The sequence below is a fragment of the Planktothrix serta PCC 8927 genome (assembly GCF_900010725.2).
In the GTDB taxonomy this organism is placed as follows: Bacteria; Cyanobacteriota; Cyanobacteriia; order Cyanobacteriales; family Microcoleaceae; genus Planktothrix; species Planktothrix serta.
Map to the genome: position 1 here is coordinate 24,344 of NZ_LR734863.1, position 15,285 is coordinate 39,628.

Genomic DNA, 15,285 nt, shown 5'->3' on the forward strand with positions numbered 1-15,285 from the left:
TTAATCCGCATTAATCCAACGTAAAACAGAGGCGAGCGCACGATTGACAAAACTATTCGGTTTCTCTTCAATAATTTTGCGTTGTGCTTTATCTCGTTCTAATTCTAACTCAGCAATTAATCGTTCTCCTTTTTGCTGACGAATCAACGCCACTAAATAATCATGAGTCAGTTGATACCGATCATCAGGAATATCAGGGAGATGTAAGATTAACCCTTCTTCAACCAAGACTTCTAATAGAGGTTCTATTTTATTAAATTCTACATCTAATTCTTCCGCCAGTTCTTTGCTTGTTTTCAGAGGACGATGTTCTTGTTCATTGGTTAAAGCATATAAAATTTTAATCGCCATTCGTTCATTTTTGGAACTACAATCTCGAATAATTTCATCTAAGAAATGCTCTAACAGCTTTTGTTTTGGGTGTTCTCCAAGCTGTCCATATTGCTCTAGGGTGTGAATTTCATGGGTTTGTAATTGAGTCCCAATGAGTTGTAATTCAATGGGTCGCACCTGATCAATATTAATAGTTAAATCCTGAAGCACTAGATTAATTAAATCAGGTTCCATCGCAAATTTAGCCCGTTCAATTTGGTTGTTAATTAGTGTTTTAGCTTGATTTAGGGTAAAGTTTTCTAATCCATAGATCACTTGTTTTGAAAGAATTTCAGAATGAATCACATCTTCTAAACAAGTGCGGCGATCGCATTCTAATAAATGATGTAAAGCATCTGTTCTTAAACAGAGTAAAACCGTAATGGAAGTCAGCAGCAAACTTTCTTTTAAAAATTCATAAAAGGGTAATCTTTGTTCTAATTCCTGACAAACGACAAAAAATTCTTCAAACTGATCAAAAATTAAAACCGTTGGAATTTGATTTTGATCATTCTGTTTGAGTAAATTTACAACGGAACTTAAGTTCCAGGTTTTTGGGTTTGGTTCGCGCAACCAATCGGTATAAATTCGGAGTAAAATAGGTCGAGCAATCTGATAGTCACGGGAACGCTTTTCTAACAGCATAGGTACGATTCCCGCATTCAGTAATGAACTTTTACCAACACCTGATTCTCCATGAAGAATAATCAGTTTATTTTCGGGATTTTGAATTCGTTCAAATAAAACTTGAACATCCTTTAACCGATCAGAATTTTGAATTTCCAGAGCGATAGAACGTTGCTCCTCATTCAGTGTAGATTGCGCTTGTAAAGATCGCACCCCAATAAATGCGCGTAACCCATACTGATATTCAATAGAAATTTTTTGTTCTTTTAAACGCGAGGCTTCAGTATATAAATCTTGATCAAAATAAAGTTTATGTAAGGTTGTTAGAATTTTTAAATAACCTTGGGGATCTTGTTCAACATTTGTTCTTCGCAGGGCCTCTTCCAGTTGGTTAACAGTGGTTTTCCATTGTTGTAATTCCTGTTTCGATTCTGCTAGTAAATAAAAATAGGAATTATTAGATACCCCGGCTGTACTCATCGGATCAGCATAGGTGGACTGGCCTTGAATTGCTAATGCTAACTCCGCTAATTGATTCGCGTGCGCCCACTTTGACTCATGTAAAGCGGCTTCAGCCAAGAAGCCATAATCTTTGGCTAATTGGGTTTCTGAGCCATAAGAAATATGTAACTGAATCGCTTTTTGGGCAACTTTTTGTAGGTCTTCCCAGGCTTCTAAATGTCTTAAAACATCCCCTAATTCTGCAATATATTTAGAGACTAAATCAGGGCGACTGACTTTTTCAAAAATTTCTAAACTTTGCTCAAAATATTTTTTAGCTTCTTGCCAATTTTCGTTGTCTTTTGCTATTGTATTAGACTGGGCTAAGGTCATAAAACATAACCCTAGATGAAACAAAACTGCACCCATTTGTTCAATAAACTGATTCGGGAGAAGGGTTTCTCGGTTAGCCATGGATAGCATATCTAAATTGCCTTGGGCTAAAGCCGACGGCCAATATTCTAAACTGCGCCGATAATGATAGAGAGCCGATTCTAGGTCATGATTCTCATAAGCTTCTCGACCCAAGGTAAATTGTAATCCAGCGATTAATGTAGGTAATAAGTGCTGATAGTTACTTTGTCGAACTTGCTGAAGAATCGTTTTAAATTCAGGATAAGAGTCTCCCAAAATCATCGCATTAGGTTCAAATAGAGCCGTATTGGGATCTAAAATCTCGACAAAGATCTGCTCAACACAGCGATTGAGAAATAGAATGGATGAAGAGGGCGTATTACCGAGAACAGGTTTGGGGGGGTTAATGTCGCTCATGGTATTGCCTCAAACTCGGAGTGATCCTAGAATTATTAATAGTGTGACATTTTTTGGATTAAAAAACAACTATTTCGAGAAGAATCAGGGTATCCCTGGCTGTTCGGAAGGATACCCCTTTAAAGATTAGGCGTTTGAATCGTCTCCCCTAGCAATTTTATCGACCTAAAATAAGCATTTATTATGAGCCGCTTCCAAGGTTTTTACATACTCTGAATCCTTGCCATAAAGCCCCGTTAAAATATTAACCGTTTCTTCGACTAATATCAAAGAATTCACCGTATTGAGCCAAGATAGATCTCCTGCTGGAAGAATCATGCCATAAAATTCACAAGTCAAAGGTTCCTTGGGAACTAAGGCATAATCTTGAGTGGAAATTGCCGGATTTCTTAAAACTTCCCCAATTAATAATAATCCATCACTAGCAAAAGCATTCAGACGACCTTGAACAACATCTTCTACTGCATTTTTTCGACCGTCAACTCCTGGATATTCTTCAACTTTAGCTAAAGAATAACGACTGCTAATAAACTGTTGAGTTAAAGAGGCAGGTAGAACCCCAATAGAAATATTTTCTAATGCTCCTGATGGTTGAATCAAGGCTTCATTATCCGGTCGAACTAATAAATGAACTCCCGTTGCCAAAAACCGATCTGAATAAACAATTCCCGGTTTAGGGGTACGACTAATAGTATTGGGGCCACATTCTAAATGAACTTTTCCCTCCGTTACCAGTTGTTCCCGATTTTCTAAGGTTGAGGGAATTAATTCCACCTTTACAGGTTGAGTCAGTTTTAACTGATCTTCTAATCGTTTTGCCAACAAATCCATTAATTCAATACAATATCCTTCCCATTTTCCCTCAGTAGAAACAAATCCTAAAGGGGGTGCATCTTGTCGGACTCCTGCTTTTAAAACTCCTGTTCTTTTGATTTCTTCTAAAACGGTTCCTGCTAAACTCGATACAGGAAAAATAACTGATAAAATTAGACTTAATGTAACAGTGGCTAGTTTGGTTTTCATGTTATGATAGATCCCTACAAACACAGTAATCGAATCTAGCTTACCGCAAAAAGGATCAGTCAGCCGGAACTGATCTAGCCGTTGTAAACGGGATTGAGTTGGCAAGGTACAAGGAAAACGGTAATATTTTTTAATCCCAAGAGAGTAGTAACAGAATATGGATTACGATTTAGTGATTATTGGTGCCGGAGTTGGAGGACATGGGGCTGCCATCCATGCCGTCGGTTGTGGCTTAAAAACCGCAATTGTTGAAGTAGCTGAAATGGGGGGAACCTGCGTTAACCGAGGGTGTATTCCCTCTAAAGCCTTATTAGCAGCTTCTGGACGAGTCCGAGAATTACATAACACCCATCACTTAAAAAACTTAGGCATTCAGTTAGGACAAGTCAGTTTTGATCGTCAACAAATTGCTAACCATGCCGATAATATTGTTACTAAAATTCGCGGTGACATGACCAATAGTTTAAAACGCTTAGGTATTGATGTTATTCAAGGTTGGGGGAAAATTTCAGGTGCTAATAAAGTTACCATTGAAACTAGCAATGGAGAAAAAATAATAACCGCTAAAGATATTATTTTAGCACCCGGTTCTGTTCCCTTTGTTCCCCCTGGAATTACGATTGATCATCAAACAGTTTTCACCAGTGATGATGCGATCAAATTAGAATCTCTACCCCAATGGATTGCTATTATTGGAAGTGGTTATATTGGCTTAGAATTTTCTGATATTTATACGGCTTTAGGCTGTGAAGTGACAATGATAGAAGCTTTGGATCAATTAATGCCCACTTTTGATCCTGATATTGCTAAATTAGCCCAACGGGTTTTAATTACGCCTCGTGATATTGAAACCAAAGTTGGGAAATTAGCGTTAAAAGTTACTCCCGGTTCTCCAGTTATTATTGAGTTAGCAGATACTAAAACCAAAGAAGTTGAAGAAGTCTTAGAAGTAGATGCCTGTTTAGTCGCCACAGGTCGTATTCCGGTCAGTAAAAATTTAGGCTTAGAATCTGTTAATGTTGAACCCATTCGGGGCGGTTTTATTCCCACAAATGATCACTTAGAAGTCTTATCCGGTGGCGAACCTATTCCCCATTTATGGGCAATTGGAGATGTTACAGGTAAAATGATGTTAGCCCATACTGCATCTGCCCAAGGAATTGCCGTTGTCGAAACGATTTGTGGGCGTTCTCGTCAAGTGGATTATCGCAGTATTCCAGCAGCAGCTTTTACCCATCCAGAAATTAGTTATGTCGGTTTAACTGAACCCGCCGCCAAAGAATTAGGAGAAAAAGAAGGGTTTGAAATTACATCAGTAAAAACCTATTTTAAAGGGAATTCTAAAGCTATTGCTGAAGGAGAAACCGAAGGAATGGCTAAAGTAATTTATCGCAAAGATACCGGAGAACTGTTAGGGGTTCACATCTTCGGACTTCATGCTTCTGATTTAATTCAAGAAGCCGCAAATGCCATGTATCAACGGCAATCTGTTCATGATTTAGTCTTCTCCGTTCATACCCATCCAACCCTTTCAGAAGTGTTAGATGAAGCCTATAAACGGGCTGTTATTGGGGTTGGGGGTCATTAATTAATTTATCCGATTAAACCCCGTTTCCCTGCCCAATAAACCCGTAGGGGCAGGGTCTCCCTGCCCAAATTTAAACAGGTGAAAACAGGGTTGGGAGGGACGCCACCCCTACAGGTTTTGAACACAAATTATTTATTATTTATTTTATGTCTATCTTTGTTAAACATTTAAAAAACCAGGGTTATTTAGATAATATTGATCTAACTTTATGTATTGTGGGTTCCCGTCAAGTTCAAGAATTTATTGATACTGATTATTCTCAGCAAGGGTGGGAAATTTTTGCCCCAGGTTTAACGATTTATGGCTTTGATGCTGACCCGAAAGCTTGTCAAGAACGCAATCAACAATTAACCCAAAACAAGGTTAACTGGACAGAAACCCATATTCCTCTAGCCGTTTGGAATACATCAGGAACTCAAACTTTATATTGCACCAAACACCCAGAATGTAGTTCCTTATATCCTCCCAATGAGTTAGTCATTAATCGTTTAGAAGAATATGCAGAACGCCATAAATTAATATCTACAACTTCTGTACAAACAACAACTTTAGATGAGTTTTTTCAAGATAAACTCACTTCTATTGATTTTCTTCAGTTGGATGTACAAGGAGGAGAATTAAACGTTTTACAAGGTGGTTCTCAACTCTTAGACAATCAAATTTTAATGGTATTAGTAGAAGTTTCATTTATAGAACTCTATAAAAATCAACCCTTATTTGCAGATGTTGATATTTATCTCAGAAATCAAGGTTTTACCCTCCTGGACTTTGGAAACCGATGGAATGGTCGCCGCCAGGGAATTACCTTGATGTCTCGTCAACACCCCGGACAATTAGTATGGACAGATGGGTTTTATGTTCGAGATTTAATTCGACCGGATCAAAATTTAGGCTTTAAAACTCCTGATAATATTCTAAAATTAGCTTGTATCGCTGATATTTTTATGTTTTATGATTATGCTTTAGAATTATTGGGATATTTAACTTTAAATTATGGAGATAACCATCAATATAATTTAACGGATGTAATCATTAACAGTATTCAAGAGCATCCAGAACTAAAAAATCTTAATATAGAATCGATTCCTTTTATTTCTAAATTACTGAAAAAGAGTCATCCCTCTTGATGAATTTGATGAGTCTGAGGGACTAATTTTTTTTTTAAATAACGCTATTAGACTAATTTTAAGTTAAACTATATCTATCGTGAGTCGGTTAAACAGTTTATGTCTATTATTTATAACGAACCTTCCCTCTTTCTAGCATCAGAACAAGAGGAATTTGATGATATTATATTTCCACCTAACGATTTATGGAGTGAGGAACCTCCCTTGGAAAGTGATTTACATCGTCAACAAATGGATCTCCTAATTCGTCTTTTAGAGTGGTGGTGGCGAAACCGTCAAGATTTTTATGTTTCTGGAAATTTAACCATCTATTTTAACCAGAATCAAAAAAAATCGCAGGATTTTAGAGGGCCAGATTTCTTTGTGGTTTTGAACACAGAACGTAAACCTAGACGGAGTTGGATGATTTGGGAAGAAGGAAAATACCCTAATATTATTATTGAACTATTATCTCCATCCACCGCAGAAATTGATAAAGGTTTGAAGAAACAACTGTATCAAGATACATTCCGCACCTTTGATTATTTTTGGTTTGATCCCGAAACCTTAGAATTAGCAGGATTTCATTTAGTTGATGGCAAATATCAACCCCTTGAACCCAACCCCCAAGGATGGTTATGGAGTCAACAATTAGAATTATTTTTAGGAGTTAATAACTCTCAATTGCGTTTTTTTACCTCAGATGGTCAACTCCTCCCCACTCCCGAAGAAGTAGCAACAGAAGCCGAAACTTTATTAGCAAAATATCGAGAACAATTTGGGGAGTTACCCGAAAGTTAGAATCAAGTTAAACAGTTAAGTTCTCTGTACCCTGAACTAAAGTTCGGGCTGTAGAGACGTTGTATGCAACGTCTCTACGTTATCTAAAGATAACTAAAAAGTTAAGTATTTCATTAACCCGTTTTAACGGGTTTGTAGGGGCGGCTTGGTGCAAGATCTTTCCTGATTAACCGCAACCCCACTGAACCCGCCCCTACGCCTGAAATTTATTTCAAGGCTTTTCAGCTTAAATTGACACCAATAAGGCATACCTCAACCCTACAATGTAATTGGATTTTAATACATTTTTATAACGGATTTCAATTTATATAAATTTGCGATCGCTATTATCTTTAATTGAGCAAGAGATTAATGGGTCAGAAACCGGGTTTCTCAACAGAGCTTGATTTGATGCGACCCATGTTAATTAGAAACCCGGTTTCTTGAAATTGGGCGATCGCTCCTGATTGACACTTTCAGAAATTAAAAGAGTTATAGCAATGAGTAGGTTAATTTACAACTTCTTTGTGTCTTTGCTAAGTTTGTGTTTACCGTGCGATCGCGTCGTCCCCCAGGAAATCCGGTCAATGCGATATTGAGCTTTGGTTATCCCCTTTCTCACCATACCTGGGGAAGTGTGGAAACTTGGGGTCAGGGGCCAAAGATTACGGAGTATCCCAGTTCACTGATTGTTTGATGTTTTTTGCGAGGCTCAGGCAAATTAGAAGCCTACGAATACAGAAAATCTTTGCTAATATGCGATAACATAAAAACTTGTATCAAGAGGCTTTTGTATGGATTTTACAACAATCACTATCCAGATTCCCAGTGATTTACTTCAGCAAGCTAGAGAAATTGAAAAAGAATCTCTTGACGCTCTAGTTACGGAAGCTTTATCTAAGGAAATTAAGTTGAGACGGGCTTGGGAGGCTCACCAAACTATTATTAAAATCCGTGAAGAAGTAAAACAGAAAACAGGAGTTCACCCTAGTTCAATACCTTTGATTCACCAATTGCGAGAAGGAGAAGGTAGACGTGACTGAAAGCATTTGTTTAGATACTAGCGTTTGGATTAAATATCTCTGTCCTGATGAACAATCACAAGCTGCTACTGATTTGGTGACTGATGCCCTAACACGGAATATAACATTGATTGCTCCTGGTTTTGGCTGGGCAGAAATTGGTTCTGTATTACGAAAAAAAGTGCGTCTTAACTTACTTACATCTACTCAATCCGAACAACTCTACTTAGCTTATAGCAATCTTCCTATTAATTATTTAGATTCAAAAAATATCCAACTACGGGCATGGAATTTAGCCCAACAATACAGTATGTCAACCCTGTATGATGCTGTTTTTTTAGCCTGTGCTGAACATAAATCAGCCGAATATTGGACAGCAGATGAAGCCCTATTAAGACAACTTTCACCCTGTCCTGCTTATGTTCATCAGTTGGGATTATAGCGTTTTCGTGCTTAATCCAGGTGTAAGGTTAAAGCAAATCCTGATCTAATGTTATTTTAAGTAGCTTTAAATTAGGGCGATCGCTAATAGCTCAAAACACTTTAACTGATGATTTGATGGTTTTTGCGAGGCTTAGGCAAAATCGCTATAATGCTGATTCTGTTGTCGGGAGCGTCACTATCCCTCTGGGTATGGGTTCTAGGGTTCTGAGGCAGGAGCAAAATGTTGTTTCAGCCAACGGTTTTTCCCTGCCTCGCAAACTGCGTCGCTTCTATTCTTAGAAGTGGAATTAATGGAAACCAAACTAATTAATATTGCTATATTCTTGTAGCACTATTAATTGTAAAAATACTTCTTGGAAGTAAAATTAACAAAAAACAGGATAGGAAAAATCATCCCATCCTGTTTAATAATTTATATAAAAATCAGTTGACTCAATCAAAAACAAAAGTATATTGCTCCCCTAAAATATATTCAATTACCTCCTATTTTTCCATCCCTTAAAGATTGTGCATCACTTGATCTCTCAAATAATCATCTTGATATTTTTTATTCTTAGAAAACCATTTTAATAACGCCCCAGGTTGAAATTTTGGTTCCAAACAGTTTAACTAATGTAGTATGGCAAGATTGCGATTAGTTAGGGCAAAATTTCTACTCAAAAATTAAGTTTCTCAAAGAAACTGGGTTTTTAATCCTCACTTGAAAACCACTATAGCAGTCCCAAATAGATTGTACACTCATAATAATCAAGATTATTAATCCTAAAAAATACCCCGTGTCTTTGTAGGGGCAAGGCACGCCCAAAGTCCGTCAACAATCGCGCTAAAAGTAGGCTTGTTACCGAAAGTTCTTTGATTTTTTTTAAGCGTCCTAGATCCCCCCTAACCCCCCTTAACAAGGCAGGGCTGTTTCAAAGTCGGGGGGAAAAGAGTAAAGAAAGAGCGATCGCTACCTGATAAAATCAAGAGCGGTCGCTTATTTTTTACAAAAATAAAGATGCTAACAACTCTAATAGAAAAACTGAAAAAAGTCAAGGATTACCGGAAAGCCCAGGGGACAAGGCATCCCATATGGCTAGTATTATTAATAGTCATCTTGGGGCTAATGTCGAGAAATTTAGGGTACAGAGAACTGGAAAATTTTGCTAAAATTAATCGAAAAGAACTCAGCCAAGTTTTAAAAATCAAGCTAGAAAAACTGCCATCATACTCAACAATAAGAAGAGTAATACAAGGGGTAGAATGGTCAAATTTAATCGAGATATTTAATCAATGGGCGGCTTTGAATTATCCGCATCAAGAAGAACTAGATTGGTTAGCAGTAGATGGAAAAAGCCTCAGAAGCACTTTGAAAGATTTTGGAGATAACTCCCAAAATTTTGTGATGATTGTTTCACTATTTAGTCAAAGAACAGGATGTGTATTAAACCTGAAAAAGTTGGAGAACAAAAAAGGATCAGNCCTCTTCAATGCGATCGCTGCTCAGAAGAAAGGGCGGGTTTAGGGAGATAATTACTGATTATTAAAGCTCGTCTCGGAACCCGCCCTGTAGAGACGTTGCATGCAACGTCTCTACAGGGGCGAATGTGTAGCCAACATTATATCGGTGTAAAATCATTGGTAATATTAAGTTGACTAGCTTGAACTCCGGGTAAAAATGCAATCAATTCTTCTAACCCAGATTTGTTAACAAAAATCCCCGCTCCTGTTCCATAACCGGGTAATGTTAAATCGTTGAATGTAATTACATCATTTGTTTTATAAACAAAGTAATCTTCACCTACTGTAAAATCACTAATAAAAGCAAAATCTGCTGCACCACCTGTAGAATAATAGCTAGTAGAATCAGAACTACCTAAGTAAAACGCATCTAATCCGGCTCCACCGACTAAGGTATCAATTTCACCCGATCCGGGATTCGCTGAATTAACATCAACTCCCGCTACAAAATCATCCCCTAAATCACCGGAAACATAATCATTTCCTCCTCCACCTGCTAGGAGATCGAGATCTTGACCGCCAAATAAAGAATCACTATTGACCCCTCCAAATAAGGCATCTGAGCCTAAATTACCAAATAGTTGATTATTACCTGATCCGCCAAACACTTTATCATCCCCTTGACCTCCAAATAGAAAATCATTTCCGGGGTTGCCATAAACAAGATCTAATCCTTGATTCCCATTAATCGTATCATCCCCCTCAAGACCTTGGACTGTATCATCTCCTTCTAAACCATAGATTTCATCATTTTCGATCAGTCCAGACAGATTATCTGCCAATGCAGTTCCTAAAATTAAAGTCATTTTAATCAGTTATCAGTTATCAGTTATCAGTATAGAGACGTGCCAGGGCGCGTCTCTATAAGTAATCAGTCATTAGTTATAAAGCAGTTGTTGTTTGTTGTCAACTACCGGAAATCTTTTTTTGCTTCATTCACTGGATTTGTTTGATTCACTGATTACTGATTACTGATTTTTGAGTTGTGGCGATCGCAACAACACCCGCCACAGGAATTCCCGCCTGTTGTAATTGAGAAATTGCTGCTTTTACCGTTGCACCTGTTGTATAAATATCATCTAAAATTAAGACTGAACCTTGAGGACGGCGACGACGGAAATCTTGACCTAAATTAAACACATTTTGCATTTCTTTTAACCGTTGTTCGGCGGAAAGTTGATGCAGTGCTTCTGTCTCTTTAATTCGTTCTAAACCCTGAGCCGATAGGGATAAACCCGTGAGTTCACAAAAACTTTTAGCTAAGAGTTCGGCTTGATTAAATCCCCGTTGTTTTAATTTAGCCGCGTGTAGGGGAATGGGTACAACGGTTAGAGATGAGATCTGGGACTGAGGTGTAGATAACCAAGTTTCTGCTAATCCATAGCCCAAAGGTTTAGCAAGTTCGGTATGATGATCATACTTCAAGGCTGCGATCGCCCGTTTGAGAACATCTTTGTACTGTCCCCAGACACAAAGCGGCACCTCGGTGGCAAATTTAACGTTTTGAGGAAACCGACAGCGAAGTAACTGTCGTTCACAATAATCACAAAGTTCTGTATGAGCAGGTCGGTTACACAATGGACAGTTTGGTTTGAGAAATAAGTTTAAAAGTGTTTTGATCATGATAATGAACTCAGTTTAAGGTGTGAATAATTTTTATTGGCTCCACCAAATTCAACTTTCTGATCGAGAAGTTGTAGGGGAGCGAGCGTTCTATTTAAGTCATTTACTCCGTCAAGGTTGTCCCGTGTTACCGGGTTTCGTTGTTACGGCTAAATTATTCTGGGAATTTTTACAAACGATTGACTGGTTAGAACCCTTATTTGTTGATTTCCCCCAATCGTCCCTTTACTTCGATGTCAATCAACCCCGTCAATTACAAGCGATCGCTCAACGCCTTTGTCAGCAACTCATCGATACCCAGTTATCCGAATTCTGGAGTGATCAAATTCAAGCCAACATTGACGAATTAAATACCCCAGCATTGATATTTTATCCGAGTCTAAGTCTTCCCCATCATCTACAAACATCAGGACTTTTAGACGCGGTGATCTGTTGGGGGGATCATCAAACCGCGTCCGACGGATTAAAACAAGCTTATGCTGAATTTTTTCGGGCTAGGGGTTTATTATATTGGCAACGATCTGGTGTGCGATTACAAGATTTACAGCCTGCGGTGTTAGTTCAACCGCTTCAGTCTGCCAGTGCTTCGGGTTTTGTAAAAATTCAGCGAAACTGTTGGGAAATTCACTCTACTTGGGGTTTAGAATTCTCGCTACTCTGGGGAGAAAACCATCCTGATATCTATTCCATTCAACCCCAAACCGGAAGGGTTAAACAACAGCATTTAGGCGCTAAAACCATTATCTATGATTTAAAATCTTCTGTTGATCAACCCACAAAATATCCCATTCCCCAAAAGCAATTTGGAACAACTCTTTCCCAACTTCCAATTTATGCCAGTTTAATTCCTGAACCCCAACAGGGATTTTCCCTAACACCGGAACAATTACAACCGTTAATTCAGATTATTCAACAGGTTGTATCCTCTAGTCCTCAAACGACACGATTCGATTGGCGTCTGTGTCAACCCAGACCGGAGGAAGAACCTCAATTTTATCTGATCGGAGCCGGATCGACCGAATCCCCTGTTTCCTCTAATCCCGTTAATTCAAGCTCTACCCCTCGTCAACAGCATTTTCAAGGATTAGCCGTAGCTTCTGGACAAGGGGGAGGAACAGCATATATCCTGAATGCAACCGCACCCATACCGTCACAATTACCTGATAATACGGTGTTAGTTGTTCCTGCGATTACTTTGGATTATTTACCCCTATTGAAGCAAACTGTCGCTATTGTGGCTGAACGGGGGGGAATGACCAGTCATGGTGCAATTGTGGCGCGAGAACTGGGAATTCCTGCCGTCTGTGGTATTGTGAATGCAACAGCACAAATCAAAATGGGTGAATCCGTTTTTGTGGATGGCAATCGCGGAGAAGTTTATTTCATGGAACAAGAGCACCCAGTCAATGAACGGTTGGCAAAACGGAGTTTTCAACAACAACATCTCCTTGAAACCGACTTCATACCGAACGCTACACCCCTAATGGTTAATATTAGTCAATCCATTTCTATGCAGCGACTTCCTTTTTTACCCATTGATGGAGTAGGTTTACTGCGTTCAGAATTAATGGCAATTGAAGTCTTAGAAAATCCTCAAAATCCGACTCTAAATTCTTGGGTTTCTCAGGGAGTTGATCGCAATCACTATAATTTTAGTTATTGGATTGAACCGGAACAACAACCGCAGTTTATTCAACGGATGGCGGAACCGCTACATCAACTCGCTGGTCTTTTATCTCCTCGACCTATCTATTATCGAGCCTTAGATTTACGAGAGGTGGGAAGGGAGGAAGGTCGTTTCCCGGTTTCAGATTCCCGATCTTTGGAACGTCTGGCTTTATTGGATTTAGAACTCAAAATTTTATTACAATTGTATGAGTCAGGTGATCAAAATATTTATCTGATTTTGCCTTTTATTCGTTCCGTTGAAGACTTTTTAATGTATCGTGATCGGATTGAAGCATCAGGATTAATGCGTTATCCCCAGTTTCAAGTTTGGATTATGGCGGAAGTCCCCTCGATTTTATTTTTATTACCCGATTATGTTAAAGCCGGGGTTCAAGGAATTTCGATTGGAACCAATGATCTGACTCAATTATTATTTGGAATTGATCGAAATCAAATGCAGATATTTCCTGGGGAATATGAACGTCATCCCGCATTGAAAAAAGCCATCCAACAGTTAATTATAATGGCAAAACAAGCTAATATTCCTTGTTCAATTTGTGGGGATGCTCCGGCTTTATATCCTGAACTGATTGAAGATTTAGTTCGGTGGGGAATTACATCTATTTCTGTTAGTTTGGATGCCGTTGAATCCACATACAAAGCGATCGCTAGATCGGAAAAACGCATCCTCCTAGAAGTCGCTCGTCAACAGCTTTAAAAAAAAGGGATATCTAATATTCCCTCTTTCCTTGCACAAAGTCTTGATGTTCTTGACTGTTTAAACCCTGTTGTAAAATTCCTAAAACTTGGGCTAAATTTCCCGTTAATAACGCTGTTTTATCTAACCATAAACCCGGAAATACTTGCGAATAAAATAGACCCTCGCTATTCGCTTCAAGTTGAATATATTCTCCGTTATTGAATCTAAACCAATCCAATTCTTGATCATAAACTCGCCAAACTAGGTATTCTTGGACTTGATGGCGGAGATAAACTTTTAATTTCTGATGTAAATCAATGGAAACGGTACTCGCTGCAATTTCAGCAATTAATTCTGGTGCACCTTCGACATAGCCATCTTGACTAATTGTAGATTGTCCTCCTACTTCCATTCTTAATAAAGCATCCGGTTGCGGTTCGTTATCGAGGTCTAATCTAACTGTGCAATTATCCCCTAATTGTAGGTTAGGAGTAAAGGCTTTGTAAAGACCTAACCACAACATCATATTAGCGTGGGGTTCGCCATGTTGTGTGATTCGTACCGGAGATGCCATATAAACGATTCCTTCAATTAATTCGGCTTTTTTTAGATTAGGAATTGCTTGATAGCGACGCTCAAATTCAGCAAGGGTTAGTTGATCTCCATTTTCTAAAGGAGGAAGGTTTAAAACCGGAGAAATTGTATTACTAGATATCATAATTTTTATTTTTAGTTATAGGGGGAAAAGGGAATAGTAGTTTAATTTACTCATCAGCAGTCGTAGGGGCGGGGTAACCCCCATCCGTGTCAACTTAACGCCAAAAGCCTTGAAATCAATTTCAGGCTCAAAGCTAAAACCCGTTAAAACGGGTTAATGAAGAATGATCTTAGTCATCTTTAGATAACTTTAGCTCTTAGCCCGAACTTTAGTTCAGGGCTAACGTGGGTTAAGTTGACACGCTTTGGGTTACCCCGCCCCTACACGTCAACAGTCAACAGCCAACAAACATTAATACTGAGTCCGTTGGAAAGCTTCTTCCGGTGAAATATTACCGTAAATCACCGATAAAATTCCCGGTAAATAGTCATCCATTGTCGTCACACTGGTATAGATTAAATGTTTAATAAATGCCGGGGTTAAAGCCGCTTCTTCCGCATCTAAACTGGTTTTATATCGAACTTCACCATCTTGGAAATTCAATTCAAAATTGCCAACCACTGTTCCATAATTGATCAAGGTAATAAACGTAGCCATATTATAGCGTTTATAGTCAGGAACCTTGACCGGACAAACAGAATAAACCGCAATTTGTCGCTCTGCTTCCCGAACTACTGTATAACAATCAAATCGGCCATTTTTGCCTTCTACTCCCAAAGCCAAGACACGACGATGTTCAATTTCTTTATAAACCCAACCATCAAGGTTCATAAAATCAATTAAAACATCAAATACAGCCCGATCCGAGGGGTATTCTTGAGGCATTAATTCGGGGTTTTGTTCTGACACAGTAAACATCCTTTATTGTCCTATATTTACAAAAATTACATAACAATAGTGGC

14 protein-coding genes are annotated in these 15,285 nt (G+C 38.5%); 8 read left to right on the top strand and 6 right to left on the bottom strand.

The annotated features are described in order from the left end of the window. Positions 1-2,271 (bottom strand): nSTAND1 domain-containing NTPase, encoded by a 2,271-nt coding sequence (locus PL8927_RS08705; RefSeq protein WP_083619834.1) that lies wholly within the window; start codon positions 2,269-2,271, stop codon positions 1-3. A 165-nt stretch (positions 2,272-2,436) separates the two neighbouring features. After that, positions 2,437-3,294 (bottom strand): amino acid ABC transporter substrate-binding protein, encoded by an 858-nt coding sequence (locus PL8927_RS08710; RefSeq protein ID WP_083619837.1) that lies wholly within the window; start codon positions 3,292-3,294, stop codon positions 2,437-2,439. A gap of 157 nt (positions 3,295-3,451) precedes the next feature. Between PL8927_RS08710 and lpdA the strand changes: the two genes are divergently transcribed. From lpdA to PL8927_RS08745, 7 genes are all read left to right on the top strand, one after another. After that, the gene (gene lpdA / locus PL8927_RS08715; RefSeq protein ID WP_083619840.1) at positions 3,452-4,882 is read left to right on the top strand and encodes a dihydrolipoyl dehydrogenase; all 1,431 of its coding nucleotides are present in this window, start codon (positions 3,452-3,454) and stop codon (positions 4,880-4,882) included. A gap of 146 nt (positions 4,883-5,028) precedes the next feature. Then, positions 5,029-6,009: an FkbM family methyltransferase gene (locus PL8927_RS08720; RefSeq protein ID WP_083619843.1), complete on the top strand. Its 981-nt coding sequence runs from the start codon at positions 5,029-5,031 to the stop codon at positions 6,007-6,009. A 99-nt stretch (positions 6,010-6,108) separates the two neighbouring features. Next, positions 6,109-6,789: a Uma2 family endonuclease gene (locus PL8927_RS08725; RefSeq protein ID WP_083619846.1), complete on the top strand. Its 681-nt coding sequence runs from the start codon at positions 6,109-6,111 to the stop codon at positions 6,787-6,789. A gap of 532 nt (positions 6,790-7,321) precedes the next feature. After that, positions 7,322-7,465, top strand: coding sequence for a CRISPR-associated endonuclease Cas1 (locus PL8927_RS28420; RefSeq protein ID WP_231505964.1), 144 nt, complete (start codon positions 7,322-7,324; stop codon positions 7,463-7,465). Positions 7,466-7,562: 97 nt separating this feature from the next. After that, positions 7,563-7,811, top strand: a complete 249-nt coding sequence (locus PL8927_RS08735; protein ID WP_083619849.1) for a hypothetical protein — start codon at positions 7,563-7,565, stop codon at positions 7,809-7,811. Next, complete coding sequence (locus tag PL8927_RS08740) at positions 7,804-8,232, top strand: type II toxin-antitoxin system VapC family toxin (RefSeq protein ID WP_083619852.1); 429 nt, start codon at positions 7,804-7,806, stop codon at positions 8,230-8,232. The genes PL8927_RS08735 and PL8927_RS08740 overlap by 8 nt, the downstream gene beginning before the upstream one ends. 999 nt (positions 8,233-9,231) lie before the next feature. Further along, positions 9,232-9,738 (top strand): ISAs1 family transposase, encoded by a 507-nt coding sequence (locus PL8927_RS08745; RefSeq protein WP_083619855.1) that lies wholly within the window; start codon positions 9,232-9,234, stop codon positions 9,736-9,738. A gap of 94 nt (positions 9,739-9,832) precedes the next feature. On the opposite strand, the gene PL8927_RS08750 is transcribed toward PL8927_RS08745, so the two are convergent. Together PL8927_RS08750 and PL8927_RS08755 are read right to left on the bottom strand one after the other, a co-directional pair. Next, a complete protein-coding gene (locus tag PL8927_RS08750; protein WP_083619858.1) occupies positions 9,833-10,540 on the bottom strand; it encodes a calcium-binding protein in 708 nt (235 codons plus the stop codon). Positions 10,541-10,688: 148 nt separating this feature from the next. Continuing rightward, positions 10,689-11,357 (bottom strand): ComF family protein, encoded by a 669-nt coding sequence (locus tag PL8927_RS08755; RefSeq protein ID WP_083619860.1) that lies wholly within the window; start codon positions 11,355-11,357, stop codon positions 10,689-10,691. 22 nt (positions 11,358-11,379) lie between these two features. Between PL8927_RS08755 and PL8927_RS08760 the strand changes: the two genes are divergently transcribed. Beyond that, entirely contained in the window at positions 11,380-13,743 is a 2,364-nt protein-coding gene (locus PL8927_RS08760; RefSeq protein WP_083619863.1) for a putative PEP-binding protein, read from the top strand. A gap of 13 nt (positions 13,744-13,756) precedes the next feature. Here the strand turns inward: PL8927_RS08760 and PL8927_RS08765 are convergent, their stop codons facing one another. Both PL8927_RS08765 and PL8927_RS08770 read right to left on the bottom strand, forming a co-directional pair. Then, the gene (locus tag PL8927_RS08765; RefSeq protein WP_083619865.1) at positions 13,757-14,443 is read right to left on the bottom strand and encodes a Uma2 family endonuclease; all 687 of its coding nucleotides are present in this window, start codon (positions 14,441-14,443) and stop codon (positions 13,757-13,759) included. 291 nt (positions 14,444-14,734) lie between these two features. After that, positions 14,735-15,241, bottom strand: coding sequence for a type III secretion system chaperone family protein (locus PL8927_RS08770; RefSeq protein ID WP_083619867.1), 507 nt, complete (start codon positions 15,239-15,241; stop codon positions 14,735-14,737). Between the last annotated feature and the right edge of the window lie 44 nt (positions 15,242-15,285).

What these genes read in the sequence shown, in the direction of transcription:
- PL8927_RS08770 (WP_083619867.1), bottom strand. Translation starts at nt 15,241, where the DNA reads ATGTTTACTGTGTCAGAACAAAACCCCGAATTAATGCCTCAAGAATAC.
- PL8927_RS08755 (WP_083619860.1), bottom strand. Translation starts at nt 11,357, where the DNA reads ATGATCAAAACACTTTTAAACTTATTTCTCAAACCAAACTGTCCATTG.
- PL8927_RS08765 (WP_083619865.1), bottom strand. Translation starts at nt 14,443, where the DNA reads ATGATATCTAGTAATACAATTTCTCCGGTTTTAAACCTTCCTCCTTTA.
- PL8927_RS08725 (WP_083619846.1), top strand. Translation starts at nt 6,109, where the DNA reads ATGTCTATTATTTATAACGAACCTTCCCTCTTTCTAGCATCAGAACAA.
- PL8927_RS08710 (WP_083619837.1), bottom strand. Translation starts at nt 3,294, where the DNA reads ATGAAAACCAAACTAGCCACTGTTACATTAAGTCTAATTTTATCAGTT.
- PL8927_RS08705 (WP_083619834.1), bottom strand. Translation starts at nt 2,271, where the DNA reads ATGAGCGACATTAACCCCCCCAAACCTGTTCTCGGTAATACGCCCTCT.
- PL8927_RS08720 (WP_083619843.1), top strand. Translation starts at nt 5,029, where the DNA reads ATGTCTATCTTTGTTAAACATTTAAAAAACCAGGGTTATTTAGATAAT.
- PL8927_RS08750 (WP_083619858.1), bottom strand. Translation starts at nt 10,540, where the DNA reads ATGACTTTAATTTTAGGAACTGCATTGGCAGATAATCTGTCTGGACTG.
- lpdA (WP_083619840.1), top strand. Translation starts at nt 3,452, where the DNA reads ATGGATTACGATTTAGTGATTATTGGTGCCGGAGTTGGAGGACATGGG.
- PL8927_RS08735 (WP_083619849.1), top strand. Translation starts at nt 7,563, where the DNA reads ATGGATTTTACAACAATCACTATCCAGATTCCCAGTGATTTACTTCAG.